Source organism: Cellulosimicrobium sp. BMG9.22 (assembly GCF_059159975.1).
Genome location: NZ_JBZGBY010000005.1, coordinates 75,915 through 102,682, shown reverse-complemented (window position 1 = coordinate 102,682; position 26,768 = coordinate 75,915). Strand labels below are relative to the sequence as shown.

The window sequence follows — 26,768 nt, the reverse complement described above, 5'->3', positions numbered from 1 at the left end:
TGCTTCCCGCGGGCGCGGGATTCTCGATTGACGCGCGGCCAGCGTACCCGCACACTTGTCACCATGCCTCGAATCGATTCGAAGCGCAGCCTCGTCCGTCGGATCGAATCGATTCGAGAGGGCGCTGCGCAGTCTTCTCCCGCCGAGCTCTCCCGCGCCCGCAGGGCGCTCCTCGGCATCTTCGCGCTCAACGGCGTCATGATGTCGAGCTGGCTCGCGCGCATCCCCTCGGTGCGCGACGCGCTCGGGCTCAGCCCCGCCGACCTCGGCATCGTCCTCCTCGCGGGCGCCGTCGGCGCGCTCCTCACGGTCACGGCCGCCGGCCCCTTCGTCACGCGCTTCGGCGGGCGCCTGGCGTTCGGCGTGTCCGCGCTGCTGTTCGGCGCCGCGTTCCTCCTGCTCGGCCTCGGCCCCGCGACCGGGTCCGTCGCCCTGCTCGCCGCCGGGATCTTCCTCAACGGCATGGCGTTCTCGCTGGGCAACGTGCCCATGAACGTCGAGAGCGCCGGCATCGAGCGCCGCGTCGGGCGCACGATCCTGCCGCAGTTCCACGCGGCGTTCTCGATCGGCGCCGTCGTCGGCTCGCTCGTGGGGGCGGCGTGCGCGCACTTCGAGGTCCCGGTCCTCGTGCAGTTCGTCGCGACGGGCGCCGTCGCGACCGTGTGGCGCCTGCTGGCCATCCCGTCGACCGTCCACGACACGCTGCCCGTCCGCGCGCCGGACCCCCGCTCGACGGCCGGCCGCGTCCCTGCCGCAGCGCTCGACGGCCACCTCGACGCGCTGGGCGACGCCGTCGTCGACGTCGAGACGGCAGGCCTGCGCGCACGCGTCGCACGCCGCGGCGCGCGGCTGGGCGCCGCGCTCTCGGCCTGGCGCGAGCCGCGCACGCTGCTCATCGGCCTCGTCATCCTGTCCGCCGCCCTCTCCGAAGGTTCGGCGAACGACTGGCTGTCGCTCGCCGTCGTCGACGGGTTCGCGCAGACCGAGGCCGTCGGCGCCGTCGTGTTCGGCACGTTCGTCGCGGCCATGACCGTCATGCGCCTCGCCGGCACGCGCCTCATCGACCGCTTCGGCCGCGTCACCGTGCTGCGCGCCTCCGGCGTCGCGTCGATCGCCGGCCTCGTGCTCTTCGGTTTCGCCCCCACCCTCTTGCTCGCCGGCGTCGGCGTCGTGCTGTGGGGACTCGGCGCGGCGCTCGCCGTGCCCGTCGGCATCGCTGCCGCGTCCGACGAGCCGCTGCGCGCCGCGGGCCGCGTGTCCGTCGTGTCCGCGTTCTCCTCGATGGCGTCCCTCGCGGCGCCGCCGCTGCTCGGTCTGGCCGCCGAGGCGATGGGCGCGCGCCACGCGCTCGTGCTCATCGTCGCCGCGATGGTGCTCAGCGTCCTGCTCGCCCCCCAGGTCGCGCCGCTGCGCACGCCCGCGGCGCTCGCGGCCCGCCGCGAGCTCCCGGCCGACGGCGCGCGGGCCGTGGGAGAGGATGGGGCGACGGCTCCGGTCGCGACCGTGGGGGCGGGCGCTGCGGACGTCGCTCCGACCACCGCCGACGACGCGCACCAGGCCCGCGGGTCGCGCCGCCCACGCGTCGGCGCGACCCGCGCCACCGCCGCACCGCACGGCAGCACCCGCGCCACCGGCCGCCGTCGTCGTACCCGCCCGTCGCACCGTCGCGAGGAGACCTCCGCATGACCGCCGCACCCGTCGACCGCCGCGTCGCCCTCGCCAGCTGGGCCGTGTTCGCGGTGTTCTTCCTCAACGGCTTCAACTTCGCGACCTGGGCCTCGCGACTGCCCGCCGTACGCGACGCGCTCGGGTTCACCGAGGGCCAGATGGGCCTGCTCCTGCTCTTCATGGCCGTCGGGTCGCTCCTGTCGCTCCCGCTGTCGGGGATCGTCGTGCAGCGGCTCGGGGCGTCGAAGGCGGTGACGATCTTCGCGGTCGCGAACGTCGTCGGGCTCGTGACGGCGGTGACGGGCGTCGCGCTGGGCGAGGACCTCATGGTCCGCGCCGGGCTCTTCCTCGCCGGCATCGGCACGGGCGTCTGGGACGCCGCGATGAACCTCGAGGGCGCGGCGGTCGAGCAGCGGCTCGGCAAGGCGATCATGCCGCGGTTCCACGCCGGGTTCTCCTTCGGCACCATGGCCGGCGCGGGCGTCGGCGCGCTCGCGGCGGCGCTGCACGTGCCCGTCCAGGCGCACCTCACCGCCGCCGTCCTGCTCAGCCTCGTCGGCGTCCTGTGGTCGGTGCGGTTCTTCCTGCCGGCCGGCCAGGTCGGGCACGACGGCGTCGCCGCGGCGAACGGGCCGACGGACACCCCGGTCGGGGCCACCGCGCACGACGCCACGGGCGCCGACCCCGCGTCCGCGGCGGGCAGCGGCGCGCAGCTCACCGCGTCCGGGGGCGCGCGCGGCGCGCTGAGCGCCTGGACCGAGCCGCGCACGCTCCTCATCGGGCTTGTCGTGCTCGCGGCGGCGCTCACGGAGGGTGCCGCGAACGACTGGGTGAGCCTCGCCGTCGTCGACGGGTTCGGCACGTCCGACGCCTTCGGTGCCGTCGGGCTCGCGGTGTTCCTCACCGCCATGACCGGGATGCGCCTGCTCGGGACGGGCCTGCTCGACCGGTACGGCCGCGTCGTCGTGCTGCGCCTGTCCGGGGCGCTCGCGCTCGTCGGCCTGCTCGTCTTCACGCTCTCGCAGAACCTGTGGGTCGCCCTGGTCGGCGTGGTCGCATGGGGCATGGGCGCCGCGCTCGGGTTCCCGGTCGGGATGAGCGCCGCGTCCGACGACCCGGCCCGCGCCGCCGTGCGCGTGAGCGTCGTCGCGACGATCGGCTACTCGGCGTTCTTCATGGGCCCGCCCCTCATCGGCTTCCTCGCCGAGCACGTCGGGTACCGCGGTGCGCTGCTGGTCATCGCGATCCCGGTGGTCGTCGGGCTGCTCGTCGTCGGGGTGACGCGCCCGCTGCCGACGGCGGCCGGGTCGGCGGGCGAGCAGGCCGTCCGAAGCTCGGAAGAGTCGGCCGGTCGCTGAACGCCGAGGTAGAACCGTGGTCCGCCGCTGTAGAACCGTGGTTCTTGTGTCGGACGGCGGTCGGTCGCCCTGGGTGGTCGGGGTGGGTGGGGGGCGCCGCGTCTACCATCCGCCGCTCGTTCCTCGCGGCTCCCGCCAGGCCCGTCCACGACGCGGCGCCCCCACCCACCCCGCCCTGCGTCGCCTCGCCCTGGTCTGCCCTCAGCCGGGCGACCTGCCCGCGGGGACTCGGCTCGGCGACCCGACCGTGGAGGGTGACCCGACCGCCGTCGGGCGTGACCGCGGTTCTCGCCACGGCGGACCAGCAGAGCTGACACCATGGTGCTGCGCCTACGGCGACGCGGGGCAGGGCTGATCCGGGGTCCGCAAGCGGAGGGGCGGCCGGGGCGCGGGTGGGTGCATGGTGTACTTCCGCCATGGAGGACCGGGGGCTCGACGAGCAGGGGTATGTCCGTCGCGAGGGGGACGCGGGTCGCGTGCAGGAGCCGTTCCGGCCGCTCGTGGCCGACCTCGTCGCGGCGGTCCGGCGCGAGCTCGGCACCGACGCGCTCGACGGCGTCTACCTCTACGGGAGCGTCCCGCGCGGGACCGCCCGGGTCGGGCGCTCCGACCTCGACGCGCAGGTGCTCCTGCGCCGTGAGCCCGACGACGAGGACCGGGCGGCGGTGCGCCGCGCGGAGGCGGTCGTGGCCGCGGCCCACCCCGAGGTCATCGGGGTCGGCGTCCTGCTCGACGCGCGCGACCGGATGGTGGACCCGTCCCGCCGGCACGACGAGGGCTTCCAGCTCAGGGTCCTGTGCACCCCGGTCTGGGGTGCGGACGCGGGCGTCGAGGTGGCGCCGCACCTGCCCGACCTCGAGCTGGCCCGCAACGTCCAGGGAGACTGGCGCACCGCGTTCGAGCGGCTGCGGGGACGGGGCGCCGGGCCGGGACCCGACGATCCCGCGACGTTCTGCCGGGCAGTCGGACGGCGGCTCGCACGCGTCGCGTTCACCTGGGTGGTGCCGCAGTGGGGCGGCTGGTCGAGCGACCCCCGTGTCATGGCACAGGTCGTCGCGCGGTACGAGCCGGGGTGGTCGGACGCGACGGGTCAGGCGGTCGGCCTCGGCTGGGAAGGGCGCACCGACGTCGCGCTGGCGAACCAGCTGCTGGACGGCTTCGCGCGCGAGCTCGCCGCGCGCGGCGACGAGCTCGGTGCCTGACGACCTAGGCTGGTCGGGTGACCTGCGAACCCTCAGCCCCGACCGCATCGCTCGGACGACCGGACCTCGCCGCGACCGCGCCGGGCCTGCGCCCCGAGGCCGTCGGGACGCCCGCGCTCGCCGAGCTGACGACCCTGCGCGTCGGGGGGCCCGTCGACCAGTATGTCGAGGCGCACAGCGAGGAGGAGCTCGTCGCGACGGTCCGCGCGGCCGACGAGGCCGGCGAGCCGCTCCTGGTCCTCGGCGGCGGGTCGAACCTGCTCGTCGGCGACGAGGGGTTCGGCGGCGTCGTCGTGCGCGACCTGCGCCAGGGGGTCACGGTCGACGCGCAGGACTCGTGCGGCGGCGCGAGCTTCCACGCCCCCGCTGGCCAGGACTGGGACGCGCTCGTCGCCCGCGCGGTCGCGGAGGAGTGGGTCGGGGTCGAAGCGCTGTCGGGGATCCCGGGCACGGTCGGTGCGGCGCCGGTGCAGAACATCGGCGCCTACGGCCAGGAGGTCGCGGGCGTCGTCTCGACCGTCCGGGTCTGGGACCGTGAGCGCTCGCGCGTGCGCACGCTCGCGCTCGGCGAGCTCGGGTTCGGGTACCGCACGTCGGTGCTCAAGCGCAGCATGCACGCGGCCCTGCAGGACGGCGGCGACGGCGAGGCCGGTGGCCCGTGGTACCCCTCGCCGCGGTACGTGGTCCTCGACGTGGGGTTCCAGTCGCGTCTCGGGTCGTTGTCGGCCCCGGTCGCCTACCCCGAGCTCGCGCGGGCCCTCGGCGTCCAGGTCGGCGACCGCGCCCCGAGCGCCGACGTGCGCGAGGCCGTCCTCGCGCTGCGCGCGCGCAAGGGCATGCTGCTCGACGGCGTCGGGCCGGAGGGCGCTGTCGCCGCACCCGGGTTCCCGGCCCCCGCGGCCGACCCGGCGGTCGCCACGACCGGCGGCCCGGACCGCGACCGCTGGAGCGCGGGGTCGTTCTTCACGAACCCCGTCGTTCCTGCCGGGCAGGCGGACCTGCTCCCGGTCGAGGCCCCGCGCTACCCGGTGCGGTCGTCCACCCCGAGCAGCACGACGGGCCCGAGTCTCGGCGAGATCGACCCGACCCTCGTCAAGACGTCGGCGGCGTGGCTCATCGAGCACGCGGGCTTCACCAAGGGCTTCGGGGTGCACGGCGAATCGAGCCTCGCGACGCTCTCGACGAAGCACACGCTCGCGCTCACCAACCGCGGCGGCGCGAGCGCGGCCGACGTCGTCGAGCTCGCCCGGGCGGTCCGGGACGGCGTCCTGGACGCGTTCGGCATCGAGCTCGTCCCGGAGCCGGTCCTGGTCGGCGTCGCCCTCTGACCCCTCGCTGAGTGCATGAAATAGTCGCGTTCAGGCCCTGCCGGCGCGACTATTTCATGCACTCAGCGAGGGCCGGGGTCAGTAGACGACGACCGTGGTGCCGGGGTCGGCGTGCCAGGTGTCCCAGAGCCAGTTCATCGCCGAGTTCGCCACGCGGATGCAGCCGTGCGACGCGGGCCACGGCGGGATCGATCCCGAGCCGTGGACGGCGATGCCGCCGGTGAAGAACTTCGGTCGCCACATGTCGCCCAGCTCGAGGCTCGACGCGTGGTTGCCGTCGACCTGGCGCCCCACCTGGAACGTGCCGCGCGGCGTGCTCGCCCGGTAGCTCCGGCCCTGGGTCTCGAAGCGCTCGCCGTTTCCGGACGACGCGTTGACCACCGTGACGACCCGCCCGTCCTCGACGGCGAGCAGCAGCTGGCGGTCGAGGTCGATCTCGATGACCTTGCCCGACCCGCTGCGGGGCTGCGGGGTGACGCCCTGGTCGAGCGCGGCCTGCGTCGCCGGCCCGACGACGCCGTCGCGCGACAGCCCGGCGGCCTTCTGCAACGCCCAGACCGCCTGCTGCGTGCCGCCGCCGAAGTCACCGTCGGGCGCGCCGATGAAGTACCCGAGGTCGGCGAGCCGTTGCTGGAGGGCGACGACCCGCTCGCCGGTCGCCCCGCGCGCGAGCTCGGCCGGCTCGGCGGGCGGCGGAGGTGGCTCGGGCGTCGCCTCCGCGGGAGGCGGCGGGGTGCTCGGCTCGGCAGCGGGTGCCGGCGTCTCGGCGGGCGCGGGTTCGGGCGCAGGCGTCCCGGTCGCCTCCGGAGCGGCCGAGGGCTCCTCCGGCTCGCTGGGCGGGGGCTCCGGCGGGGGGCTCGCGGAGGTCTCCGCCGTCGCGGACGGTGACCTGCCGGGCTCCATGTCCGGCAGCCCGGCCTGGCAGCCCGCGAGCACCAGCGCCGCCGTGAGCACGGGCACGACCCCGCGCAGCACGCCGCGTGACCCGTGCCGCGTGCGCGACGCCTCGCGTCGCGTCCGGAGTTCCTCCACCTGAGCCCCCTCCTCACCTGCCGCGGCCCGCGCCGCGGAGGACCATCATGCGCCCGGACCTGGGTCGAGGCGGTGCCGCGCCACGGATCTCCGGCGGATCGTGACCCGGTCGTGACGCGGCGGACGTGCCGCACCGAGCCCTTCTCACCCTGAGACGATCGACGCGTCCGGATCGTTGGGTCGGCGCGGGTGCTCGCGTGCGTCGCGCCGCCCGGGCGAGGGCTCGTGCAGCAGCGCCCCGCGGACGACATCGAGGATCGCGTCGTCCGTGAGGCCCGCCTGGCGTGCGGTCCGGACGAGGTGGCCCGCGGCCTCGCGCGCGACGACGTCGGCGGGGGACGCGCCGTCGGACACGACGGTGCCCGCGCGGCGGCGCGTCGTGACGACCCCTGCCGCCTCGAGCTCACGGTAGGCCCGCGCGACGGTCCCCGGGGCGAGACCGAGCTCGGTCGCGAGCGCCCGGATCGTCGGGAGCCGGTCGCCGACGCGGAGCCGGCCCGTCGCGACGTGCGCGACGACCTGCGCCCGGATCTGCTCGTAGGGCGCGAGGCCCGAGCCGGGGTCGATCTCGACGCGCAGCTCGCGCGACGACCCGGCCCCGCCGGGCACGGCGTCATTTTGTATCAGCACGCTAATACAATGGCACCGGGCGGGATGGGGGTCAAGAGGCCGGGACCCCCGTGCGCGAAAGGATGAGAGCTCTCGTCGGGGTCTCACGTCGACCCCACCACGCCGCGGTCCCCTGGGTCCATGACCGCGACCACCACCCGACCCCCCGACCAGCGGACGTGGCTCGACCTGCTCACCGCACCCGTGGCGGGGGAGCTGCTCGCCGTCGCGCTGGGAGCCGACGGCGCGAGCCTGGACACGTGGCGCGTCCACCAGGTGCACGCTCGCCCGGGTGCGGAGGTCGCGGTCGCGTACGACGTCGTCGCGCGCCGCACGCTCGAACGCGCCACCGCCGCGGCGCACGGAGGCACGTCCGTCGACGCCACCGAGTACCTGCTCGCCACCACCGCTCCGCTCTCGCCGGACGCCGTCGGGCCGGGCGTGGTCCGTCTCGCCGACGGGCCGCGTGTCCTGCACGTGTGGCGCCACCCGGCCGACCCGCTGCTGCCCGGGCTGGCCGCCGCGTGCGACACGGCCGAGCTCGCGCGCCTGCTCGCCTCGGCGGGCGCCCTCCTGCCCGTGGAGACGGTCGACGCCGTCGAGACGGTCGCGTACCGCCCGCTGCGCCGCGCCGTGCTGCGCGTGCGCACCTCGCACCGCGCGCTCTACGTCAAGGTCGTGCGCCCGGACCGTGTGCGGTCGCTCGTGCGGCGCCACGAGCTGTTCCGGCCGGCGTCGTCCCCCGCGGGCGGCCGCGTTCTCGGCCGCGTCCGGGCGCCCGCCTGCCGAACGGCTCGCCCGAGACGGGGTTCACGCCGGACGACGCGAGCGTCTCCAGCTCGGCCGCGCTACGCGCGAGGCTCTCCTCGATGCGTGCGTCGACCTGCTCGCGCTGCAGCAACCAGGCGGCGCCGCCGACGTCGCGGTCGTCGGGGCGGGACGCGACGGCGGCGGCGGTCGCGACGCCCGCGAGGGCGACGAGCGGCACGCCGACGATCCAGGCGACGGTCCGGCGAGTCATGGCCCTCAGTATCCGAGAGCCGGATGAGACGCACATGAGAGCTCGGCGCGAGGCTAGGATATCTTGATGTCAAGAGTGTTGACATCGAATCACTTACGACGAGAGGTGGGCCCGCCGATGCCGCACGACTGGGACCCCGCCCTGTACCTCAGCCACGCCGACGAGCGCTCGAGGCCGATGGCCGACCTCGTCGCCCGGGTGCCCGTCGACGCCCGAACGGTCGTCGACCTCGGCTCGGGGCCGGGGCACCTATCCGCCGTGCTGCACGCGCGCTGGCCCGACGCGGCGATCACGGGCGTGGATGCGTCGCCCGCGATGGTCGACCGCGCGCGGCGCGATGCTTCCGCACCGTGGGTGCGGTACGAGCTGGCGGACGTGCGGTCCTGGACGCCGTCCGTCCCGGCCGACGTCGTCGTGAGCAACGCGACCCTTCAGTGGGTCCCGGGGCACCTCGACCTCCTCGCCGGTCTGGCAGGGCACGTCGCCGACTCGGGCGCACTCGCGTTCTCCGTGCCCGGCAACCACGACGCACCCAGCCACCGGCTGCTGCGCGAGGTAGCGGCGCGGGCACCGTACGGCGAGCGCACCGCGGGCGTCGACCGACCCGGGGCGCACGACCCCGAGGTCTACCTCGCCGCGCTCGCCGCTCTCGGGTGGGTCGTCGACGCCTGGGAGACGACGTACGTCCATGTGCTCCATGGTCCGGATCCTGTCCTGCGCTGGATCTCCGCGACCGGTGCCCGGCCCGTCCTCCAGGCGCTTCCCGACGACCTGCGTCCCGCGTTCGTCACGGAGTACGCCGCGGCTCTGCGTGAGGCGTACCCCGAACGCCCGTACGGGACGCCCCTGCCCTTCCGCCGCGTCTTCGTCGTGGCGACGCGGGCCTGACCCCGTCAGCCCACGGCGAGCCAGGCGTCGACGCCGGCGAGCAGGCGCTGCCTCGTGGCGGACGACGCGCGGCTCGCCCGGATCGACGACCGTGCGAGATCCGCCAGCTCCTCGTCGGAGAACCCGTGCTCGTGGCGCGCCGTCTCGTACTGCGCGACGAGGCGGGAGCCGAAGAGCAGCGGGTCGTCCGCGCCGAGCGCGACGCGCGCCCCGGCGTCGACCAGCGTCCCCAGCGGGACCTGCGCCGCGTCGTGGTAGACCCCGAGGGAGACGTTCGACGCCGGGCAGACCTCGAGCGCGATGCCGCGGTCCACGACGTCGTCGAGCACGCGCCGGTCCTCCGCCGACCGCACGCCGTGGCCCAGCCGGTCCGGCACGAGTTCGCGCACCACCTCGTGCACGTGGGCGGGGCCGAGCAGCTCGCCGCCGTGCGGCACGGACGCGAGCCCGGCCCGCCGGGCGATCGCGAACGCGCGCGCGAACTCGGCGGTGTCCCCGCGCCGCTCGTCGTTGCTCAGCCCGAACCCCACGACCTCGCCGGCGCCCTCGCCCGCGTACCGCGCCGCGAGACGCGCCAGCGTGCGCGCGTCGAGCGGGTGCCGCATGCGGGACGCCGCGACGACCACCGCGACCTCGGTCCCCGTCGCGGCGCTCGCGGACCGTGCCGCGTCGAGGACGATCTCCACCGCCGGAGTGAGGCCGCCGACGAACGGCGCGTACGACGTCGGGTCCACCTGGATCTCGAGACGTCCGGAACCCTCGACGGCGTCGTCCTCGGCCGCCTCGAGCACGATGCGCCGCATGTCGGCCTCCGAGCGCACGCACGCGCGCGCCGCGTCGTACAGCCGCTGGAACCGGAACCAGCCACGCTCCGTCGGCGGCAGGCGCAGCGGGTCGCCGTCGGTCAGCGCGTGGGGGAGGCTCACGCCGTACTGCGCGGCGAGGTCCTGCAGCGTCTCGGGACGCATCGACCCGGTGAAGTGCAGGTGCAGGTGGGCCTTGGGGAGCGTCGCCAGGTCTCGCATGCGCGGGAGTCTGTCACGCGCCGTCGGCTCACGCGCCCGGCAGGTACCCGCGCTCCATGGCGACCGTCACGGCGGCCGTGCGGTCGTCGACACCGAGCTTGGCGAACGCCCGCAGGAGGTGCGTCTTGACGGTCGCCTCCGTGATGAACAGCTCGCGTCCGACGGCCGCGTTCGACGCGCCCCGCGCGACGAGCCGCAGCACCTCGACCTCGCGGTCGGTGAGGCGCTCCGCGCCGCGCACGGACGTCACGAGCCGCGTCGCGACGCTCGGCGCGAGCACTGTCTGGCCGCGCGCCGCGGCGCGCACGCCCGCGACGAGCTCCTCGCGCGGCGTGTCCTTGAGCAGGTAGCCCGTCGCGCCCGCCTCGACCGCCCGCAGGATGTCGGTGTCCGTCTCGTAGGTCGTGAGCACGACGACGCGCGGCGCCTGCCGTCCCGCGGCGCGCGCGGTGATCGCCGCCGTCGCGCCCACGCCGTCGAGCACGGGCATGCGCAGGTCCATGAGCACGACGTCGGGGGCCAGCTCGGCGGCGAGATCCACCGCCTGCGCGCCGTCGCCCGCCTCGCCGACGACCTCGAGATCAGGCTCGGCGGCGAGCATCCCCACGATTCCCGACCGCACCACGGGGTGGTCGTCCACCACGAGCACCCGCACCGTGCCGTCTCCCGACGCGCTCACCGACCGCCTCCCGTCCCCGTCTCGTGCCGGCCGACGGAGGCGCCGGCGGCGGGCAGCCGCACCGCGATCCGGGTCCCGACGCCGTTCGGCCCCGGCCCGACCTCGAGGGTGCCGCCCTCCGCCGCCGCGCGCTCGCGCATGCCCCGCAGACCGTACCCCTCGGTGAAGCCCGCGTCGCCGGGCAGTCCGCGGCCGTCGTCGGACACCTCGAGCACCGTGCCGTCCCGGTCCTGGCGGAGCGCGACCCGGACCGTGCGCGCGGCCGCATGCCGCCGCACGTTCGTCAGCGCCTCCTGGGCGGAGCGCAGGAGCACGACCTCCTCGGCGCTCGCCAGCCCGGGCGCGTGGGTGTCCGTGAGCTCGACCCGCGCCCCGGTCTCCTCGGCGAACCGGGCCGTGAGGCGCTTCAGCGCCTCGCCCAGCGTGCTGCCCTGGAGCGGGGCGGGCGACGTCGCCGCGACGAGCGCCCGCGCCTCGGCGAGGTTGTCGCGCGCGGTCGACTCGACGAGCACGAGCCGCTCGCGCGCGGCGTCCGGCGCGTCCCGGGCCAGGTCGGCGCTCGCGGCCTGCGCGAGCATGACGACGCTCGTGAACCCCTGCGCGAGCGTGTCGTGGATCTCCTGGGCGACGCGCTCGCGCTCGGCGAGCACCCCCGCCGCGTGGTGCGTGCGGGCGAGCTCTGCCTGGGTCGCGCGGAGCTCGTCGACGAGCCGCGCGTGCCGCTCGGCCTGCCGCATCGTGTGGGCCGTCCACAGCCCCAGGCTGATCGAGAACGCCAGCGCGACGCCCATCTGCGGGGCCGAGCTCGCGAGCACCTCGGGGACCACGCGGCCTGTCGTGGGGTCGAAGGCGAGGGCGAGGGCCGTCCCGGCCGCGAGCACGGTGCTCAGCACGACCTGCGCCCACAGGTGCTCCGAGAGCATCCAGACCTGCGTGAAGACCGCGAACAGCAGGAGCGTGCCGAGGGCGTCCTGCGCGACGACGACCACCGTGCACGCGATCGCGACGACGAGGTACAGGTGGGCGGTCACCTGGTCACGCGACCGGGCGGCCCGCCGGCCCCACCCCACGTACCCGAGGACGATGACCCCGATCGCTGCGAGCGACACGGCCAGCGCCGTCCCGTCGACGCCGGCGGTGAGCAGCGAGAGCGCGCTGAGCAGGGCGATGACGTAGAACGCCGCGTCCCACCAGCGCACGTCGCGCGCCCACGTGCCGTCGATCTCGGCGCTGGCCGCACCGGGCACGTCGGTCGACGACGGCTCAGCCGTCGTCACGGCGCCGCCACCGGAACGTGCGCGCGCCCACCACCAGTCCGACCACCAGCCATGCGACCAGTACAGCAGCGGTCGCGCCGTGCTGCCACGACCCCGACGGCTCGAGCGCCGCGGCCCCGTCCGGCAGGAACACCGAGCGCATGCCCTGCGCCATCCACTTGAGGGGGAAGACCGACGCCACGGTCTGCATCCACGACGGCAGGGCGAAGAACGCGAAGAAGACGCCCGAGATGAACTGCAGCACCAGGACGAAGGGGGTCACGACGGCCGACGCGGACTTCCCCGAGCGGGGCAGCGACGAGAACCCGACGCCGCACACGGCCCCGGTGGCGCAGCCCAGGACGAAGACCCAGGCGAACGTCGCGAGCCGCGCTCCGCCGTCGGGCATCTCCCACGGCATGGGGACGTCGTAGACGGTGGCGGCGAGCACGAGGAGGAGCCCGGTCTGCACGACGGACGTCGCGAGGACGAGACCGACCTTGCCGTAGAAGTACGCCGACGACGGCAGCGGGGTGGCGCGCAGGCGCTTGAGCGTGCCGTCGTCGCGCTCGACCGCGATCGAGATCGCGAGCGACTGGAAGCTCGTGAGCATGATGCCGGTGGCGACCATGCCGGGCAGGAAGTACTGCGCGAACGGCACGGAGAAGTCGGCGGTGGACTGGTCGTCGCCGCCGAACACCGTCGCGAAGATCGCGAGCATGAGGAGCGGGTAGGTGAAGATGAAGATCACCGCGTCGCGCTCGCGGAAGAACGCGCGCAGCTCGGCGCCGGTCCGCTCGAGACCGAGGCGCGCGGCGCTGGGCAGGGCGGTCGGGCGGGGGGCGCGGGCAAGGGTCGGTGCGGTGCTCACGGGCGGGCCTCCTGGGTGACGACGGCGGACGCGCCGTCGGGCGTGACCGGCGTGTCGGCCGGGGTTCCGATGAGCTCGAGGTAGACGTCCTCGAGGCTCGGGCGCGCGACCTGCAGGCCCGGGATCCCGCCGCCGGGCACGCCGAGCGTGCGCGAGAGGGACGCGACGAGCGCGGTGGGGTCGTCGGTCTGCTCGGAGCGCCACGAGGTGCCCTCGAGCCAGCGGACGACGGGACGGCGGGCGGCCGGCCCGCCGAGGCGGTCCGGCGCGTCGAGCGCGACGACGCGCCCGTCGCGCACGACGGCGGCCCGGTCGGCCAGGTGGGCCGCCTCGTCGAGGTAGTGGGTCGTGAGGAGGATCGTCGTGCCGTCCGCGCGCAGCGACAGCACGAGGTCCCAGAACGAGCGGCGCGCCTCTGGGTCGAAGCCGGTGGTGGGCTCGTCGAGGAACAGCAGCTCCGGGCGCCCGACGATGCCGAGCGCGACGTCGAGCCGGCGGCGCTGACCACCCGAGAGCTGCCGCGTGCGCGTGCGGGCCTTCTCGCGCAGCCCGACGGCGTCGATCACCTCGTCGGCGTCGCGCGGCGCCGGGTAGAACGTCGCGAAGTGCCGCACGATCTCGGTCACGGTGAGCTCGGCCTGGTCGCGCGAGTCCTGCAGGACGACGCCGATGCGGGCGCGCCATGCGCGTCCCGCGGTCTGCGGGTCGGTGCCCAGGACGCGGACCTCGCCCGCGTCCCGGCGGCGGAAACCCTCGAGGATCTCGACGGTCGTCGTCTTGCCCGCGCCGTTGGGGCCCAGGACGGCGAAGATCTCGCCGCGCTCGACGCGCAGGTCGATCCCGTCGACGGCCTGCTTGGTGCCGTAGCGCTTGCGGAGCCCGCGGACCTCGACGGCGGGCACCTCGCGGGGCGTCGCGCCAGGGGTGCCCGGTTGCTGGAGCGGTGTCGGTGTCATACGACGAGCCTGGTCCCGTGGGCGGGTCCGCCGCGACGACCGGTCGTCCGGGCGCGGTGTCCACCGATCGGTGGACAGGTTCGACGACGGGTTCGACCGTGGGCGCCCCGTCGCGTACAGTGGTCCCTCGGTGGTTGACGTCCACCATGCTGGACCGCGCCCGTGCGACGGGATCGGACCAGACCCTGGAGGCGTCGGTCGCGAAGGGTAGTGGCGCAATTGGTAGCGCAGCGGTCTCCAAAACCGCAGGTTGCAGGTTCGAGTCCTGTCTACCCTGCACGGCGCGGCTCTCGCGAGCTGCGCGTGGCCCGGTCACGGGCCACACCGAGGGTTCAGCAGGTCCCGCACGTCAGCGATGGGGAAGAACGAGTGAGCGAATCGCCGTCAGAGGCCGTGGGTGCGGACGACGCACGCGCCGACGAGGTGCAGAAGAAGGGTCGTCCGGTCTCGGACAAGAAGCCCAACGTCTTCGCGCGCATCGCCCTGTTCGTGCGCCAGGTGGTCGCCGAGCTGCGGAAGGTCGTCACGCCGACCCGGTCCGAGCTCCTCAGCTACACCATGGTCGTCCTGGTCTTCGTGGTCGTGGTCATGGCTTTCGTGACGGTGCTCGACCTCGGGATCGGCAAGGCCACCCTGTGGGTCTTCGGGGACTAGCCCGCGTCGTCGCACCCGCCGTGCCGGCCTGATCGGCACCCGGCGCCCCTCGGGGCGCCTCCGGCGCTTCCAGAAGCAGTCATCGAGCAGTTCAGCAGAAAGCAGGTTCGTTCGTGTCCCAGGAGTCGCTGGACCAGACGGAGAACGTCGACCCGACGCAGCCCGAGGGTGCCCAGGACGAGGTCGACGAGACCACGGACGCCCCCGCGACCGACGAGGCTGCTGAGCCCGAGGCCGACGCGGACGACGAGTCGTCGGACGCCGAGCCGCAGGACGTCGAGCCGCAGGACGAGACGCGCGCGGAGGACGAGGACGGCGACGTCATCGAGGACCCCGTCGCGGAGTTCAAGCGCACGCTGCGCTCGCTGCCGGGCGACTGGTACGTCATCCACTCCTACGCGGGCTACGAGAACCGTGTGAAGGCCAACCTGGAGAACCGCATCCAGAGCCTGAACATGGAGGACTACATCTTCCAGATCGAGGTCCCCATGGAGGAGGTGGCCGAGATCAAGAACGCGCAGAAGAAGATCGTCCGACGCGTCCGGATCCCCGGCTACGTCCTCGTCCGCATGGACCTCACCGACGAGTCGTGGGGCGCCGTGCGTCACACGCCCGGTGTCACCGGTTTCGTCGGGCACACCCACCAGCCGGTGCCGCTGACGCTCGACGAGGTCTTCTCGATGCTCGCGCCCATGCTGGCCCCCACCCCGGAGCCCGGCAAGCCCGCCACGGCGGCCACCAGGGCTCCGATCGAGGTCGACTTCATCGTCGGCGAGTCGGTCACCGTCACGGACGGCCCGTTCGACACGCTGCCCGCCACGATCTCCGAGATCAACGTCGAGAACCAGAAGCTCAAGGTCCTCGTCTCCATCTTCGGCCGGGAGACCCCGGTCGAGCTGTCGTTCAACCAGGTCGCGAAGATCTGACGTCCGGGCGGCACCTGGCCGCCTCGCGTGAGCGCAGTACTGCAACCGGGTCATCGCCCACGGCGTCGGTCCACGAGAAGAAAGTCAGGGAAGAGTCATGCCTCCCAAGAAGAAGGTCTCCGGCCTCATCAAGCTCCAGATCCAGGCCGGTGCGGCGACGCCCGCGCCGCCGATCGGCCCCGCGCTCGGTCAGCACGGTGTCAACATCATGGAGTTCTGCAAGGCCTACAACGCGGCGACCGAGTCGCAGCGCGGCAACGTGATCCCCGTGGAGATCACGGTCTACGAGGACCGTTCCTTCACCTTCGTCACGAAGACCCCGCCGGCCGCGGAGCTCATCAAGAAGGCCGCGGGCGTCCAGAAGGGCTCGGCGACGCCGCACACGGTCAAGGTCGCGAAGATCACGGCCGACCAGGTGCGCGAGATCGCCACGACCAAGCTCGAGGACCTCAACGCGAACGACATCGACGCCGCGTCGAAGATCATCGCCGGCACGGCCCGCTCGATGGGCATCACCGTCGAGGGCTGATGAAAGACCGCCGTCCACGACCGTGGGCGGCAGTGGCAGGGTCCGCGCGGACCCGCTGACCACGACTGCAGAGGAGAAGCAGATGGCAACGCGCAGCAAGGCGTACCGCAACGCCGAGGAGAAGATCGACCGCGAGCGTCTCTACGCGCCGCTCGAGGCGGTCCGTCTCGCCAAGGAGACGTCGACCGTGAAGTACGACGCGACCGTCGAGGTCGTGTTCCGCCTGGGTGTCGACCCGCGCAAGGCGGACCAGATGGTCCGTGGCACGGTCAACCTGCCCCACGGCACGGGCAAGACGGCCCGCGTCATCGTCTTCGCGAACGCGGCGAAGGCGGAGGAGGCCCGTGCGGCCGGTGCCGACGAGGTCGGTGGCGACGAGCTCATCGAGAAGGTGGCCGCCGGCTACACCGACTTCGACGCCGCCGTGGCGACGCCGGACCTCATGGGCAAGGTCGGCCGCCTGGGCAAGGTGCTCGGCCCCCGTGGTCTCATGCCGAACCCCAAGACCGGCACCGTGACGATGGACGTGACCAAGGCCGTCACCGAGATCAAGGGCGGCAAGATCGAGTTCCGCGTCGACAAGCACTCGAACCTGCACTTCATCATCGGCAAGGTCTCGTTCGACGAGACGTCGCTCGTGGAGAACTACGCCGCGGCGATCGAAGAGGTCCTGCGCCTCAAGCCGTCGTCCTCGAAGGGCCGGTATATCACCAAGGCCACGCTGGCGACGACGATGGGCCCCGGCATCCCGCTGGACCAGTCCAAGACGACGAAGCTCCTCGAGGACGACGCCGCCTGACGGTAGCGTCCCTCGCCGCGACCGGGCCCTGCCCGATCGCACCAGGCACGACGGCGCGGCTCCCCACCCGGGGAGCCGCGCCGTCGTCGTTGTCAGGCGCCAGCCTCAGCAGGCGCCGAGGTCCTTCCAGACGCCCCACTGGCCGCTCTGCGTGGGGTTCTCGTCGGTGGTCCACCACTTGGCCTCGTAGGTGTGGCCCTGGTACGAGACACGGTTGCCGCCGGTGTAGATCGCCGACGCCGACCATGCGGCCGCCGTGCAGTCACCGGGGTCGGTGGGATCCGTGGGATCCGTGGGATCGGTCGGGTCGGTGGGATCCGTGGGGTCGGTCGGACCGCTCGCGAGGCGCGCGCCGATGACGGACGCGAGCTCGAAGTTGTTCGTCTTGTCCCAGTTGATCGACCAGGTCATGACGCCGCCGATCTTGCCGTACGGCGTGGTCGGCGTGAAGGCGCCGCACCCGGTACCGACCTCGAGGCAGTCCACGGCCTTCACGACGTTCGCCAGGGGCTGGTAGCCGCCGCCCGCCGCGCGCGGGACGGCCGGGACGCCGATCCCCACCTGGTCGGGTCGCAGGCCCATCTCGAGCTGGATGCACGAGAGCGCGGTGAGGAAGTCGACCGTGCCCTGGGAGTAGACCTGCTGGTTGCAGCCCATCATCGAGCCGGAGTTGTAGTACTGCGTGTTGACGATCGTGAGGATGTCCTTGATCGCCAGGGTGAGTTGGTAGTAGCCCATGCTCGTGGCCTGGTAGTCGATGGTCTGCGGCGCCATGGTGAGGATGAGGTCGGGCCCCGCCTTGGCGGAGAGCTGGTGCAGCGCGCTCGACATGTGCGTCGCGTTGATGCCGTGCTCGAGGTCGATGTCGACGCCGTCGAAGCCGTACTCCTGCATGAGCGCGTAGGCGGTGTCGGCGAAGTTCTTCGCCTCGGTCGCGTTGGAGACGACGACGTTGCCCTTCTCGCCGCCCACCGAGAGCACGACCTTGCGGCCCTGCGAGCGGATCGTCGCGACGTCGGCCTTGAACTGCGCCTCGGTGTACCCGCCGAGCTCGGCGCTCGCGAGGTTGAACGTGATGCCGCCAGGGGTCCCGGCGAGGTTGTCGGCGAACGCGATGGCGACGAGGTTGTACGCCTGCGGGATCTCCGACAGGCGCATCGTCACGGACCCGTTGTCGAAGTTGTGCCAGTAGCCGGTGAGCCACTGCGTGCCCGACGGCGCGGCGGCGGCCACGGTGGTCGACGCTGCGGCGGGCGCCGGAGCGGCCGCGCGCGCGGCCGGAGGGATGAGTTCTCACGGAGGTGCTCCTCGTGCTCGGGCGTGCCGCGACGTCGCGGCACGCCGGTCCGCACCCGCGGTGGGTGCAGGGGTCGCCTCGACGCTAGGAGCCCGTGCCCCCGTGCGGCATGAGGGGAACCCCGGTACTTCGGCGGTCTCGCCTACGGGAGAACGCGTACGTCGTCGCGGCGCACGCTCTCAGGGCCGGTGCCCGTGGAGACCTGGCAGGTCCGGGAGGTCGTGGTCGCCGTGCGGGACGGCGTGCTCGCCGGCCTCCGTCGCCGAGAGGCCGACCGTCGTGACCGCCGAGACCGCGATCGCGCCGACGAACAGCACCGCCAGGGCCGTCGCCGCTCGCGGCCTGCCGTCGGCGCGGGGCGCGGGAGGTGCGGAGGAGCCGGGGGTCGCAGGGACGTCGTCGGGCGGCGGCCGACCCACGACCCCGACCGCGCTCGCTGCGGCGAGCTGGAGTATCGCGACAGCCGCGACGGCGGGCCCCAACCGGCTCCCCGGCCCGACGGCGAGCGCCACCTGCGCGACGCTCGCCACCACCAGGCCCCCGGTCACGACCCGTGCCGTCGCCGCGCGGTGCACGAGCTCGGACCGGGCGAGCACGAGGAGCGCCCCGCTGACCTCCGCGGCGCCGAGCAGGAGTGCGAGGACGCCCGCCGGCGCCGGGAGCGTCCCCCGGACGAGGCCGAGATTGACGAGCCCCGCGCCCAGCAGCCCGAAGGCGAGCAGGACGCGGGGCAGGAACGCCGACACCGTCAGGCCGTCGCCGCGCTCGACGAGCTCGACGTGCGGTCTCCCGCCTTGTCGGCGGCGAGGCCGACCCCCAGCAGGAGGATCGCGCTGGCGAGGTGCAGCACGTTGTCTGCGCCGTTGAGGGCGATGATGTTCGCGCCCGTGCCCACCAGGAACAGGCCCACGACGCCGACCAGCAGGTAGACCGCGCCGACGGACACGTTGACTGCCTTGGCTGCCGCGACCGAGCGGGACGCGAGCAGGAGAGCCGCGCCGATCCCGAGGTGGACGATGTTGTGCAGGGGGTTCACCTCGAACAGGAGGAGGTTCTTGCCTTCGGTCTCGGCGAAGCCCACCCCGCCCGTGACGACGAAACCGGCGGCGCCCACCAGCAGGTAGACGGTGCCGAAGACGGCGGCGAGAAGTCGGTTCGGGGACGAGGACATGGTGCTACCCGCTCTCTTCCGGTGCGCGGGAGGTCCGCGCGTCGGTCGAGGTTCGGAACGGCCGCGCCGGTGGATGGGTCGCGATACCAGGGCCCGGGTACGCAAGCCGGTGAAAGTGGGTGGCACCAGGATGTATCAGACGCGCGGCATGTCCCTCTCGTCCCGGTGGAGGAGTGTCGGACGGCACTCCCCTCCGTACCGCCGAAGGAGCGAGATGGGACCCAGCCGCGCGAGCCGCGAGGGGTGTGACCAGTGACGATGGTTGTCGACCCGACCGGCCCCGCCGTAGGATCAGGAGTTTCCGGGGATCCCCCGCTGATGCCTGACCGGACGAGCGTGCCGAGGACAGTGCCCCCCATGACGAGACCGACCGACGAGCTCGCGGACACCGGTGAACCCGAGCTGAGCCTCGGTGACCGGGGCGCGTTCGCCCTGCTGGAGTACCGCGACGGCCGCCCGCACGCGCTCGGTGACTTCGTCCGCGAGGCGACGCCGCTGCTGTGGCACACGGTGCGGGCCCAGGGCGTGGAGCGCGAGCAGGCGGACGACATCGTGCAGACGGTGTGGGTCGCGCTCGTCCGCAACGCCCTGACGATCAAGGAACCCCACGCCGTCCTCAAGTGGCTCCTCATCACGGCCAAGCGCGCGGCCTGGGAGGCCGTGCGCAAGCACCGCGACGAGGCCCGACGGCGCACCGAGCTCCCCGACGACACCGACGAGGGCGTCCCGGAGCTCCCGTCGGGCGACCCGACGCCGGACGTCGAGGTGCTGCGCAACGAGCGGGACCGAGGGCTCTGGCACGCCCTCGAGCAGCTGCCCGAGCGCTGCCAGAAGCTGTTGCGCCTCGTGTCGCTCGCCGACCGACCGGACTACAAGGCCATCTCGGCCGCGATCGGCATGCCGGTCGGCAGCATCGGATCCACGCGCGGCCGCTGCCTGGCCAAGCTGCGCGACATCATCGACGTCCAGGGGGAATCGTGGGAACAATCATGAGCACAGAGCCGCAGCACAGCCCCGACGAGCCTCTCGACGCCGTCGACCTCGCGCTCCTCGCCGACCTCGCACGGATCACGGACGAGATCGACCCCGTGCCCGCCGGCCTCGTCGAGCGGTCGCTGTTCGCGATCACGCTCGCCGGCCTCGAGGCCGAGGTCATGGAGCTGGAGTACGTCCAGGTCCCCGCCATGTCGGTGCGCGGCGACGCGCCGCCGGTCGAGGCGCGCACCATCACGTTCACGTCCGAGTCGGTCACGGTGATGATCTCGCTGTCCGCGACCGACGACGGGCGCATCCGCATCGACGGCTGGGCTGCCCCGGCGACGGCGCTGCGCGTCGAGCTGCACCGGCCCGGCACCGTGAGCGAGATCGCGAGCGACGACGACGGCCGGTTCGTCTTCGAGGCCGTCGACCGTGGGCCGGCGAGCCTCGTCGTGCGCCGCGCCGACGGCACCGGCGGCGCCGTGAGCACCCCGGTCGTCGAGCTGTAGCACCGTCGTGCCGCGGGCGACCCGTCGTCCGCGGCACGATGACGTCCCCCCGGTCTGCCGCCGCGACGACCTGCCGTACGACCTCCCGAGCGCGCGACGACGTCGTCACACGTCGGCACGCATCCACACCGACGATCCTGGAGTCAACCCGTGAGCCAGTCCTCCGACCTTCCCGTCCCCGGCGGCGACGCGTACGCCGGCCGCGCGATGCGGTTCCTCGACCCGATCGACGTCCGTCCGCGCCGTGGGCGTCCGCCGCTCAGCCCGACCTGGTACGTCGCCGACCGGCTGATCGTGCAGGGTCCGCCGCCCCGAGCGCTGCGTGAGCGCATCGCAGGCCGCGCGGACGTCGACGAGCTCGTCGGGTTCGCCGAGAGCGACGGCGCACCGCATCCCGTCGAGCATGCTGCTCGGGGGCGCGGGTGGTCGGTCGCCCTCGACACGGCGGGCGACCGGGCCCCGCTCTCCGTCGCCCGCGCGCTGGGCGACGTGGCGGACGAGGGACCGGAGCACGCGGACGACGACGCGTACGGATTCGCGCTGCGGCTCGTCCCGGACGACCACGACGAGGTGCCCGACGCCTGGAAGCTCGTCGAGCAGCTCGGTGGCCTTCTCGACCCGGACGACCCGGACGGTCCCACGATCACGCTCGACCACGTCATGACGGCGACGCCCTACTCGACGCCGCTGCCGTACTCGACCCCGCTGCCGTACTCCACGCCGCTGCCGTACTCCACCCCGCTGCCGTACTCCACGCCGCTCCCGTACTCGACGCCGCTGCCCTACTCGACGCCCCTTCCCGTGCGAGGGCTCGCCGAGTACGGCCAGGCGGGAACCGGAGGCCGTTCCCCCGTGCGCCGGCTCGGCGGCCCCCCGGTCCGGCGGCCCGCGGGCGACTCCCCTCTGGTGGACGAGTCCGGTCGTCGCCGGCCGGTCGTCGCCGTGCTCGACACCGGTGTCGGCTCCCACCCGTGGTTCGGCGACTACTTCCCCGAGGACCCGACCCGCGGGGACGGCAACGGCGTCGTGCTGCGGTCCGCGACGCTCGACGGCCGCCCGATCGGGACGTACCCGATCGCTCCGCGTCCGGCCGACGACGCGGAGCACGGCGGAGCGTCCTCTGCGCCGCTGACCGGTCCGCTGGACCCGATCGCCGGGCACGGCACTTTCATCGCCGGCGTCGTCCACCAGATGGCGCCCGACGCGGCGATCCTGCCGCTCCGGATCTTCGGTGGTTCCGGCACGGTCCCCGAGTGGGACGTGCTGCAGTCCCTGCGCAGGCTCCTCAGGTTCCACCTGCGAGGGATGCGAGGCATCGACGGGTACTTCCCGGTCGACGTCGCGGTCCTCTCGATGGGCTACTACCACGAGCAGCCCGAGGACGTCGCGTACGACGGTCCTCTCCGCTCGCTCCTGCGTGCGCTGCGGCAGGCGGGCGTGGTGGTCGTCGTGGCGGCGGGCAACGACGGCTCGACGCGACCGATGTACCCCGCGGCCTTCGCGCCGCAGGTCTCGGGAACGGCGAGCACGGTGCTCGTCGAGGGCGAGCAGCTGTCCCACGACTACGTGCCGATCCTCACCGTGGGTGCGTGCAACCCGGACGACTCGACCGCACTCTTCACCAACGAGGGACCGTGGGTGACGACGCTGCGCCCCGGCGCGGCGATCGTCAGCACGTTCCCGACGACGCTGAACGGCCCGACCACCCCGTCGCGCCAGCTCCCGGACACCAGGTTCGGGGGTGTGCGCAGGACGATCGACCCCGAGAGCTTCGAGGGCGGGTTCGGGACCTGGAGCGGCACGTCGTTCGCGGCCCCGGTGCTGGCGGCCGAGATCGGTGCGATCCTCGAGACCGGTCCGCTCGGCCGTGAGAGCGGTACCCTCGGTGACCGGGTGGCAGAACGCGTCGACGCGGCGTGGAAGGCCGTCACGGCGACGGTAGGCATCGAGCGGCCGGGAGCGCACGACAAGAGCTGAGTCGTCCGTCCCGACGGGGACGGGGGTGTGCGCGGTGGGGGTTTCCACGCTCGGGGCGGCGACTGCCCGCCTCGAGCGTGCCCTCGGCCTGAACTCCCGTGGGCGCCACGACGCGGCACGCCGAGACTTCGACGCCGTGCTCGAGTGGTGCACGGGTGCGGCGACGGGTGCCGCGAGCTCCGGCACGACGGAGCTCACCCAGCTCGTCGTCCGCGCTCGGATCGGCTTGGCGGTCTGTCACCTCGAGTCGCGCGGTGACGTCGAGCGGGCGCTCGACCTACTGGCCGAAGCGGCGTCGGCCGTCGAGCACGACGACGCGCTGCGGGCCGTCGTGCTCGGGCAGCGCGGCCTCGTGCTGCACCGGACGGGCTCGCTCGAGGCAGCGTTGGGGGCCATGGACGAGGCCGTGCAGCTCCTTCCGCCGGAGAGCGAGCGCGACCGTGCCGTCGTCCACATGAACCGGGGGAGCCTGCACTCCGACCTCGGCCGACTGTCCTCGGCCGCGGACGACTTCGGGGCGTGTCTCGAGCTCGCTCACCAGATCGAGAACGACATGTACGCCTCGATGGCAGCGCACAACCTCGGCTGGGTCATGTACCTGCAGGGCGACCTGCCGGCAGCTCTGCGGGCGATGGACGAGGCCGCTGAGCAGGCGCCGGAGCGGCACGCCGCCGTCGGGCTGATCGACCGGGCGCAGGTGCTCCTCGACGCGGGGCTGCTCACCGAGGCGGACGAGGCGCTGCGTGAGGCGCGGGAACACCTCTCCCGCTACCGCATGGTGCGTGACCTTGCGGAGGTCGAGCTCGTGCGGTCGCGGGCGGTGCTCGGCCTACGGCGGTTCGCCGATGCGAAGCGTCTCGCGCGGTCGTCGTCGCGCCGCTTCGAGCGCCTCGGCAACACGCCGTGGATGCTCCGCGCACGGGTCGCCGAGCTGCAGGCGGCGCTGACCGAGCACCGCGTCGCCGGTGTCACCCCGGCGACCGCGCGGCGCCACGCGGGGTGGGCGACCGACGTCGCGCGCGACGGCGCGACGATGGGTGACGTCGCCGGCCTGGGCGTGGTGATCCCGGCGCGGCTGCTCGCCGTGGAGTGGCTCGTGATGGCGGGGGACGTGCCCGCGGCCCGAGAGGTCCTCGAGGCCGTGCCCGCGAACCTCGATCGCGCTCCGCTGCCGGTGCGACTGCAGCACGAGTCCGTCCTCGCCCAGCTCGCCTTTGCCGCCGGGGACCGCCGTGCCGGCGTGCGGGCCGTGCGCCGCGGGCAGGCGGCGCTCGCCGAGCACCGAGCGCGGCTGGGGTCGGTCGACGCGGTCACGGCCTCCGCGGTGCACGGCGTCCGGCTCGGCAACGTCGACGTGGCGTCGGCGCTGAGTACGCGCCGTCCGGCGACGATCTTCGACGCCGTGGAGCGTGGTCGCGCGGCCTTCGCGGGGTCGGGGCGCGTGCGCCCGCCCTCGGACCCCGTCCTCGCGGACCTCCTCGCGTCGTCGCGCCAGGAGGTCGAGGCAGCCCGTGCTTTGGGCGCGCCCTCGGACCCGGACCAGCTCGCCCGACGGCAGGGTCATCTGAGGGCGGCCCGTCGTCTTCAGGACGATGCACGTCGCCGTGCGTGGCAGCACGGGGGAGGGGCGGCGATCCCGCACCCCGCGACGGAGCGCAGCGTGCGAACCGCGCTCGACGCGAGCGACTCTGGCGCGGTCGTTGCTGAACTCCTCGTCGTGGGAGATGACATCCACGCCGTCCGGGTCTCCGGCGCCGGGTCTCGGCTCGTCCGCCTCGGCAGCCGGGACGCTGTCGCCGAGCTCGTGCGACGCGCGCGGGCCGACTACACCGTCCTGTCGAACGTGCTCATCCCCGTCCCCATGCGGGAGGCGGCGGTGGGGTCCCTGTCCCGCACGCTCGCCACGCTCGACGACGTGCTCGTGGCCCCGCTCGAGGCCGACGGTGACCTGCACGTCGCCGCGCGCGCCGTCCTGCTCGCCGTCCCGTGGGCGTCGCTCCCGTCACGGCGTGGCAAGCGCACGTGGGCCAACTCGTGGGTGGACCTGCGCGTCGGCGAGCCGACGCGACGCACCGACGCCGCGCTCGTCGTCGCCGGACCGGGCCTGCGGTTCTCGACGGCGGAGGCAAAGCTCGTCGCGTCGGTCTGGGCGGGGTCCGAGTCGCTCGCGGGCGAGGACGCGACGTGCGCGGCGGTCCTCGGCGGGCTCGCGTCCGCGGGCGTCGTCCACCTCGCGGCTCACGGGAGCCACGAGTCCGACAACCCGCTCTTCTCGTCGCTGCGGCTCGCGGACGGCCCGCTGTTCGCCCACGAGCTCGACGGCACGGACCTGCGCGGTGTCGTCGTCGTGCTGTCGGCGTGCGAGGTGGGACTGTCGACCTCGCGCATCGGCGGGGAGTCACTCGGCCTGACGAGCGTCCTGCTGCGCCTGGGTGCCCGCGCGGTGATCGCGAGCGTCGCCCCGCTGCGCGACGACGTCGCGGCGCGCGTCATGCCCGCGCTGCACGCCGAGCTGCGCGACGGCGCGATGCCGGGCATCGCGCTCGCCCGTGCGGTCGCCGACGAGCCGGAGCCGGTCCCGCTCGTCTGCTTCGGCCCTCTGGTCCTCTGACCGCGCGACCGCACGACGACGACGGTTTGGACCACGCGCCGTCGTCCCGTACGATGGGCGTGTACCCAAGACCGCCGGTCGTCCGACGCTGCCTGCAGACTCCTCTGCGGGACGTGAAGGCCGAAGTCCCACCCCCGAGGTGGAGGCCAGCGCAGGTAGCGAATCGACGACGTCCGCCCGGCCCCGCCGCGCGTGCGACTACGAGCCCCGCGCCTGCGCGGGGCTCTTTCTCGTTCCGGGACGACGCCGGTGGTACCACCACCGGAAGGATTGCCATGGCGAGGCCGGACAAGGCAGCCGCAGTCGCCGAGATCTCGGACAAGTTCCGCGACTCGAACGCTGCCGTGCTGACCGAGTACCGCGGGCTCACCGTCGCGCAGCTCAAGCAGCTGCGTCGGTCGCTCAGCGGCAACGCAACCTACGCCGTGGTGAAGAACACGCTGACCGCCATCGCGGCCAAGGAGGCCGGTGTCGAGGGACTCGACGCCGACCTGCAGGGTCCGTCGGCAATCGCCTTCGTCACCGGGGACCCGGTCGAGGCTGCCAAGGGTCTGCGTGACTTTGCCAAGGCGAACCCCGCGCTGGTCATCAAGGGCGGTGTCCTCGACGGGCGCCCCCTGACCGCCGCGGAGGTCACGAAGCTCGCGGACCTCGAGTCCCGCGAGGTCCTGCTGGCCAAGGCGGCCGGCGCGATGAAGGCCAAGCTGTTCCAGGCCGCGTACGTCTTCACCGCGAACACCGCCCAGGCCGCCCGCGTCATCGATGCCCTGCGTCAGAAGCAGGAATCGGAGGGCGCTGCCGCCTGATCCCGTGCCCGGGCTCGTCCCGGGTCGTGATCGACGCAGCGCAAGCACACACCCCGCTTCTGGCAGGCCCGCACGGGCCGATGCCGAGCACCGACCGAAAGGAACGCCATCATGGCGAAGCTCAGCACCGAGCAGCTCATCGAGCAGTTCAAGGACCTCACCCTCATCGAGCTCAACGAGTTCGTGAAGGCCTTCGAGGAGACCTTCGAGGTCACCGCCGCCGCCCCCGTCGCCGCTGCTGCCCCGGCTGCCGCCGGTGGCGGTGCCGCCGCCGAGGAGGCCGAGGAGAAGACGGAGTTCGACGTCATCCTCGAGGCTGCCGGCGACAAGAAGATCCAGGTCATCAAGGAGGTGCGTGCCCTCACGAGCCTCGGCCTGAAGGAGGCCAAGGACCTCGTCGACGGCGCCCCCAAGCCCGTCCTCGAGGCTGTCGCGAAGGACGCCGCGGACAAGGCGAAGGCTGCCCTCGAGGGCGCCGGCGCCACGGTCACCGTCAAGTGATCTCGCCGGTCCCGTCCTGACGGGACCGGTCGGCACGCCGCACGAGGCCCGCACCCCGCGAGGGGTGCGGGCCTCGTCGTGTCTCGGGGTTCCCGACGGCGGTGGCGCGCCCGGGCG

The 26,768-nt window shown here is 73.8% G+C and carries 26 protein-coding genes and 1 tRNA gene; 16 read left to right on the top strand and 11 right to left on the bottom strand.

From position 1 onward, the window contains the following. Positions 1-63 precede the first annotated feature (63 nt). The 4 genes from AC4H2H_RS05805 to AC4H2H_RS05790 all read left to right on the top strand — a co-directional run bounded on the left by AC4H2H_RS05805 (position 64) and on the right by AC4H2H_RS05790 (position 5,556). Entirely contained in the window at positions 64-1,686 is a 1,623-nt protein-coding gene (locus AC4H2H_RS05805; protein ID WP_494369850.1) for an MFS transporter, read from the top strand. After that, a complete protein-coding gene (locus tag AC4H2H_RS05800; RefSeq protein ID WP_494369849.1) occupies positions 1,683-3,026 on the top strand; it encodes an MFS transporter in 1,344 nt (447 codons plus the stop codon). The genes AC4H2H_RS05805 and AC4H2H_RS05800 overlap by 4 nt, the downstream gene beginning before the upstream one ends. Before the next feature lie 416 nt (positions 3,027-3,442). After that, positions 3,443-4,228, top strand: a complete 786-nt coding sequence (locus AC4H2H_RS05795) for a hypothetical protein (RefSeq protein WP_494369848.1) — start codon at positions 3,443-3,445, stop codon at positions 4,226-4,228. 17 nt (positions 4,229-4,245) lie between these two features. Then, positions 4,246-5,556, top strand: a complete 1,311-nt coding sequence (locus AC4H2H_RS05790; RefSeq protein ID WP_494369847.1) for a UDP-N-acetylmuramate dehydrogenase — start codon at positions 4,246-4,248, stop codon at positions 5,554-5,556. A 78-nt stretch (positions 5,557-5,634) separates the two neighbouring features. Here the strand turns inward: AC4H2H_RS05790 and AC4H2H_RS05785 are convergent, their stop codons facing one another. The 3 genes from AC4H2H_RS05785 to AC4H2H_RS05775 all read right to left on the bottom strand — a co-directional run bounded on the left by AC4H2H_RS05785 (position 5,635) and on the right by AC4H2H_RS05775 (position 8,218). Further along, a complete protein-coding gene (locus tag AC4H2H_RS05785) occupies positions 5,635-6,588 on the bottom strand; it encodes a L,D-transpeptidase family protein (RefSeq protein ID WP_494369846.1) in 954 nt (317 codons plus the stop codon). Positions 6,589-6,732: 144 nt separating this feature from the next. Beyond that, entirely contained in the window at positions 6,733-7,197 is a 465-nt protein-coding gene (locus AC4H2H_RS05780) for a GntR family transcriptional regulator (RefSeq protein ID WP_494369845.1), read from the bottom strand. A 670-nt stretch (positions 7,198-7,867) separates the two neighbouring features. After that, positions 7,868-8,218, bottom strand: coding sequence for a hypothetical protein (locus tag AC4H2H_RS05775; protein ID WP_494369844.1), 351 nt, complete (start codon positions 8,216-8,218; stop codon positions 7,868-7,870). 117 nt (positions 8,219-8,335) lie between these two features. On the opposite strand from AC4H2H_RS05775, the gene AC4H2H_RS05770 reads away from it, so the two are divergent. Further along, positions 8,336-9,106: a methyltransferase domain-containing protein gene (locus AC4H2H_RS05770; RefSeq protein ID WP_494369843.1), complete on the top strand. Its 771-nt coding sequence runs from the start codon at positions 8,336-8,338 to the stop codon at positions 9,104-9,106. A gap of 5 nt (positions 9,107-9,111) precedes the next feature. Here AC4H2H_RS05770 and AC4H2H_RS05765 read toward each other — a convergent pair whose 3' ends face one another. From AC4H2H_RS05765 to AC4H2H_RS05745, 5 genes are all read right to left on the bottom strand, one after another. Further along, complete coding sequence (locus AC4H2H_RS05765; protein WP_494369842.1) at positions 9,112-10,131, bottom strand: adenosine deaminase; 1,020 nt, start codon at positions 10,129-10,131, stop codon at positions 9,112-9,114. Between the two features lie 28 nt (positions 10,132-10,159). After that, positions 10,160-10,732, bottom strand: coding sequence for a response regulator (locus AC4H2H_RS05760; RefSeq protein WP_494369930.1), 573 nt, complete (start codon positions 10,730-10,732; stop codon positions 10,160-10,162). Between the two features lie 74 nt (positions 10,733-10,806). Beyond that, positions 10,807-12,087, bottom strand: a complete 1,281-nt coding sequence (locus AC4H2H_RS05755; RefSeq protein ID WP_494369841.1) for a sensor histidine kinase — start codon at positions 12,085-12,087, stop codon at positions 10,807-10,809. Then, positions 12,074-12,937 carry an ABC transporter permease gene (locus AC4H2H_RS05750; protein ID WP_494369840.1) on the bottom strand — a complete coding sequence of 288 codons (864 nt, stop codon included), beginning with the start codon at positions 12,935-12,937 and terminating at the stop codon, positions 12,074-12,076. Before AC4H2H_RS05750 ends, AC4H2H_RS05755 begins: the two co-directional genes overlap by 14 nt. Then, on the bottom strand, positions 12,934-13,893 hold the full coding sequence (locus AC4H2H_RS05745) for an ABC transporter ATP-binding protein (RefSeq protein ID WP_494369839.1): 960 nt from the start codon (positions 13,891-13,893) through the stop codon (positions 12,934-12,936). Before AC4H2H_RS05745 ends, AC4H2H_RS05750 begins: the two co-directional genes overlap by 4 nt. A 204-nt stretch (positions 13,894-14,097) precedes the next feature. Here AC4H2H_RS05745 and AC4H2H_RS05740 point away from each other — a divergent pair. From AC4H2H_RS05740 to rplA, 5 genes are all read left to right on the top strand, one after another. Further along, positions 14,098-14,170, top strand: a tRNA-Trp gene (locus tag AC4H2H_RS05740). A gap of 92 nt (positions 14,171-14,262) precedes the next feature. Beyond that, positions 14,263-14,547, top strand: a complete 285-nt coding sequence (gene secE / locus AC4H2H_RS05735) for a preprotein translocase subunit SecE (protein ID WP_494369838.1) — start codon at positions 14,263-14,265, stop codon at positions 14,545-14,547. A 113-nt stretch (positions 14,548-14,660) separates the two neighbouring features. Further along, the gene (gene nusG / locus AC4H2H_RS05730) at positions 14,661-15,473 is read left to right on the top strand and encodes a transcription termination/antitermination protein NusG (protein WP_494369837.1); all 813 of its coding nucleotides are present in this window, start codon (positions 14,661-14,663) and stop codon (positions 15,471-15,473) included. 97 nt (positions 15,474-15,570) lie between these two features. Then, positions 15,571-16,002 (top strand): 50S ribosomal protein L11, encoded by a 432-nt coding sequence (gene rplK, locus AC4H2H_RS05725; protein ID WP_494369836.1) that lies wholly within the window; start codon positions 15,571-15,573, stop codon positions 16,000-16,002. Positions 16,003-16,084: 82 nt separating this feature from the next. After that, complete coding sequence (gene rplA / locus AC4H2H_RS05720; protein ID WP_494369835.1) at positions 16,085-16,801, top strand: 50S ribosomal protein L1; 717 nt, start codon at positions 16,085-16,087, stop codon at positions 16,799-16,801. A gap of 105 nt (positions 16,802-16,906) precedes the next feature. Here rplA and AC4H2H_RS05715 read toward each other — a convergent pair whose 3' ends face one another. From AC4H2H_RS05715 to AC4H2H_RS05705, 3 genes are all read right to left on the bottom strand, one after another. Beyond that, positions 16,907-18,034: a glycosyl hydrolase family 18 protein gene (locus tag AC4H2H_RS05715; protein WP_494369834.1), complete on the bottom strand. Its 1,128-nt coding sequence runs from the start codon at positions 18,032-18,034 to the stop codon at positions 16,907-16,909. Between the two features lie 243 nt (positions 18,035-18,277). Next, positions 18,278-18,844 (bottom strand): hypothetical protein, encoded by a 567-nt coding sequence (locus AC4H2H_RS05710; RefSeq protein WP_494369833.1) that lies wholly within the window; start codon positions 18,842-18,844, stop codon positions 18,278-18,280. 2 nt (positions 18,845-18,846) lie between these two features. Beyond that, a complete protein-coding gene (locus AC4H2H_RS05705) occupies positions 18,847-19,269 on the bottom strand; it encodes a DUF4383 domain-containing protein (RefSeq protein ID WP_494369832.1) in 423 nt (140 codons plus the stop codon). A gap of 357 nt (positions 19,270-19,626) precedes the next feature. On the opposite strand from AC4H2H_RS05705, the gene AC4H2H_RS05700 reads away from it, so the two are divergent. The 6 genes from AC4H2H_RS05700 (at position 19,627) to rplL (ending at position 26,651) form a co-directional block, all read left to right on the top strand. Beyond that, a complete protein-coding gene (locus AC4H2H_RS05700; protein WP_494369831.1) occupies positions 19,627-20,262 on the top strand; it encodes an RNA polymerase sigma factor in 636 nt (211 codons plus the stop codon). Beyond that, positions 20,259-20,756 carry a hypothetical protein gene (locus tag AC4H2H_RS05695; RefSeq protein ID WP_494369830.1) on the top strand — a complete coding sequence of 166 codons (498 nt, stop codon included), beginning with the start codon at positions 20,259-20,261 and terminating at the stop codon, positions 20,754-20,756. Before AC4H2H_RS05700 ends, AC4H2H_RS05695 begins: the two co-directional genes overlap by 4 nt. Positions 20,757-20,906: 150 nt before the next feature. Continuing rightward, positions 20,907-22,733: a S8 family serine peptidase gene (locus tag AC4H2H_RS05690; protein WP_494369829.1), complete on the top strand. Its 1,827-nt coding sequence runs from the start codon at positions 20,907-20,909 to the stop codon at positions 22,731-22,733. 34 nt (positions 22,734-22,767) lie between these two features. Further along, positions 22,768-25,344, top strand: coding sequence for a CHAT domain-containing protein (locus tag AC4H2H_RS05685; protein ID WP_494369828.1), 2,577 nt, complete (start codon positions 22,768-22,770; stop codon positions 25,342-25,344). 275 nt (positions 25,345-25,619) lie between these two features. Further along, complete coding sequence (rplJ, locus tag AC4H2H_RS05680; protein WP_021483443.1) at positions 25,620-26,150, top strand: 50S ribosomal protein L10; 531 nt, start codon at positions 25,620-25,622, stop codon at positions 26,148-26,150. A gap of 111 nt (positions 26,151-26,261) precedes the next feature. Next, the gene (gene rplL, locus AC4H2H_RS05675) at positions 26,262-26,651 is read left to right on the top strand and encodes a 50S ribosomal protein L7/L12 (protein WP_494369827.1); all 390 of its coding nucleotides are present in this window, start codon (positions 26,262-26,264) and stop codon (positions 26,649-26,651) included. The last annotated feature ends 117 nt before the right edge of the window (positions 26,652-26,768 follow it).

Coding starts and splice junctions, on each gene's coding strand:
- AC4H2H_RS05705 (WP_494369832.1), bottom strand. CDS start 19,269: ATGTCCTCGTCCCCGAACCGACTTCTCGCCGCCGTCTTCGGCACCGTC.
- AC4H2H_RS05800 (WP_494369849.1), top strand. CDS start 1,683: ATGACCGCCGCACCCGTCGACCGCCGCGTCGCCCTCGCCAGCTGGGCC.
- rplK (WP_494369836.1), top strand. CDS start 15,571: ATGCCTCCCAAGAAGAAGGTCTCCGGCCTCATCAAGCTCCAGATCCAG.
- AC4H2H_RS05795 (WP_494369848.1), top strand. CDS start 3,443: ATGGAGGACCGGGGGCTCGACGAGCAGGGGTATGTCCGTCGCGAGGGG.
- AC4H2H_RS05770 (WP_494369843.1), top strand. CDS start 8,336: ATGCCGCACGACTGGGACCCCGCCCTGTACCTCAGCCACGCCGACGAG.
- AC4H2H_RS05745 (WP_494369839.1), bottom strand. CDS start 13,893: ATGACACCGACACCGCTCCAGCAACCGGGCACCCCTGGCGCGACGCCC.
- AC4H2H_RS05775 (WP_494369844.1), bottom strand. CDS start 8,218: ATGACTCGCCGGACCGTCGCCTGGATCGTCGGCGTGCCGCTCGTCGCC.
- rplJ (WP_021483443.1), top strand. CDS start 25,620: ATGGCGAGGCCGGACAAGGCAGCCGCAGTCGCCGAGATCTCGGACAAG.
- AC4H2H_RS05700 (WP_494369831.1), top strand. CDS start 19,627: ATGACGAGACCGACCGACGAGCTCGCGGACACCGGTGAACCCGAGCTG.
- AC4H2H_RS05695 (WP_494369830.1), top strand. CDS start 20,259: ATGAGCACAGAGCCGCAGCACAGCCCCGACGAGCCTCTCGACGCCGTC.
- rplA (WP_494369835.1), top strand. CDS start 16,085: ATGGCAACGCGCAGCAAGGCGTACCGCAACGCCGAGGAGAAGATCGAC.
- AC4H2H_RS05760 (WP_494369930.1), bottom strand. CDS start 10,732: ATGCTCGCCGCCGAGCCTGATCTCGAGGTCGTCGGCGAGGCGGGCGAC.
- AC4H2H_RS05805 (WP_494369850.1), top strand. CDS start 64: ATGCCTCGAATCGATTCGAAGCGCAGCCTCGTCCGTCGGATCGAATCG.
- AC4H2H_RS05765 (WP_494369842.1), bottom strand. CDS start 10,131: ATGCGAGACCTGGCGACGCTCCCCAAGGCCCACCTGCACCTGCACTTC.
- rplL (WP_494369827.1), top strand. CDS start 26,262: ATGGCGAAGCTCAGCACCGAGCAGCTCATCGAGCAGTTCAAGGACCTC.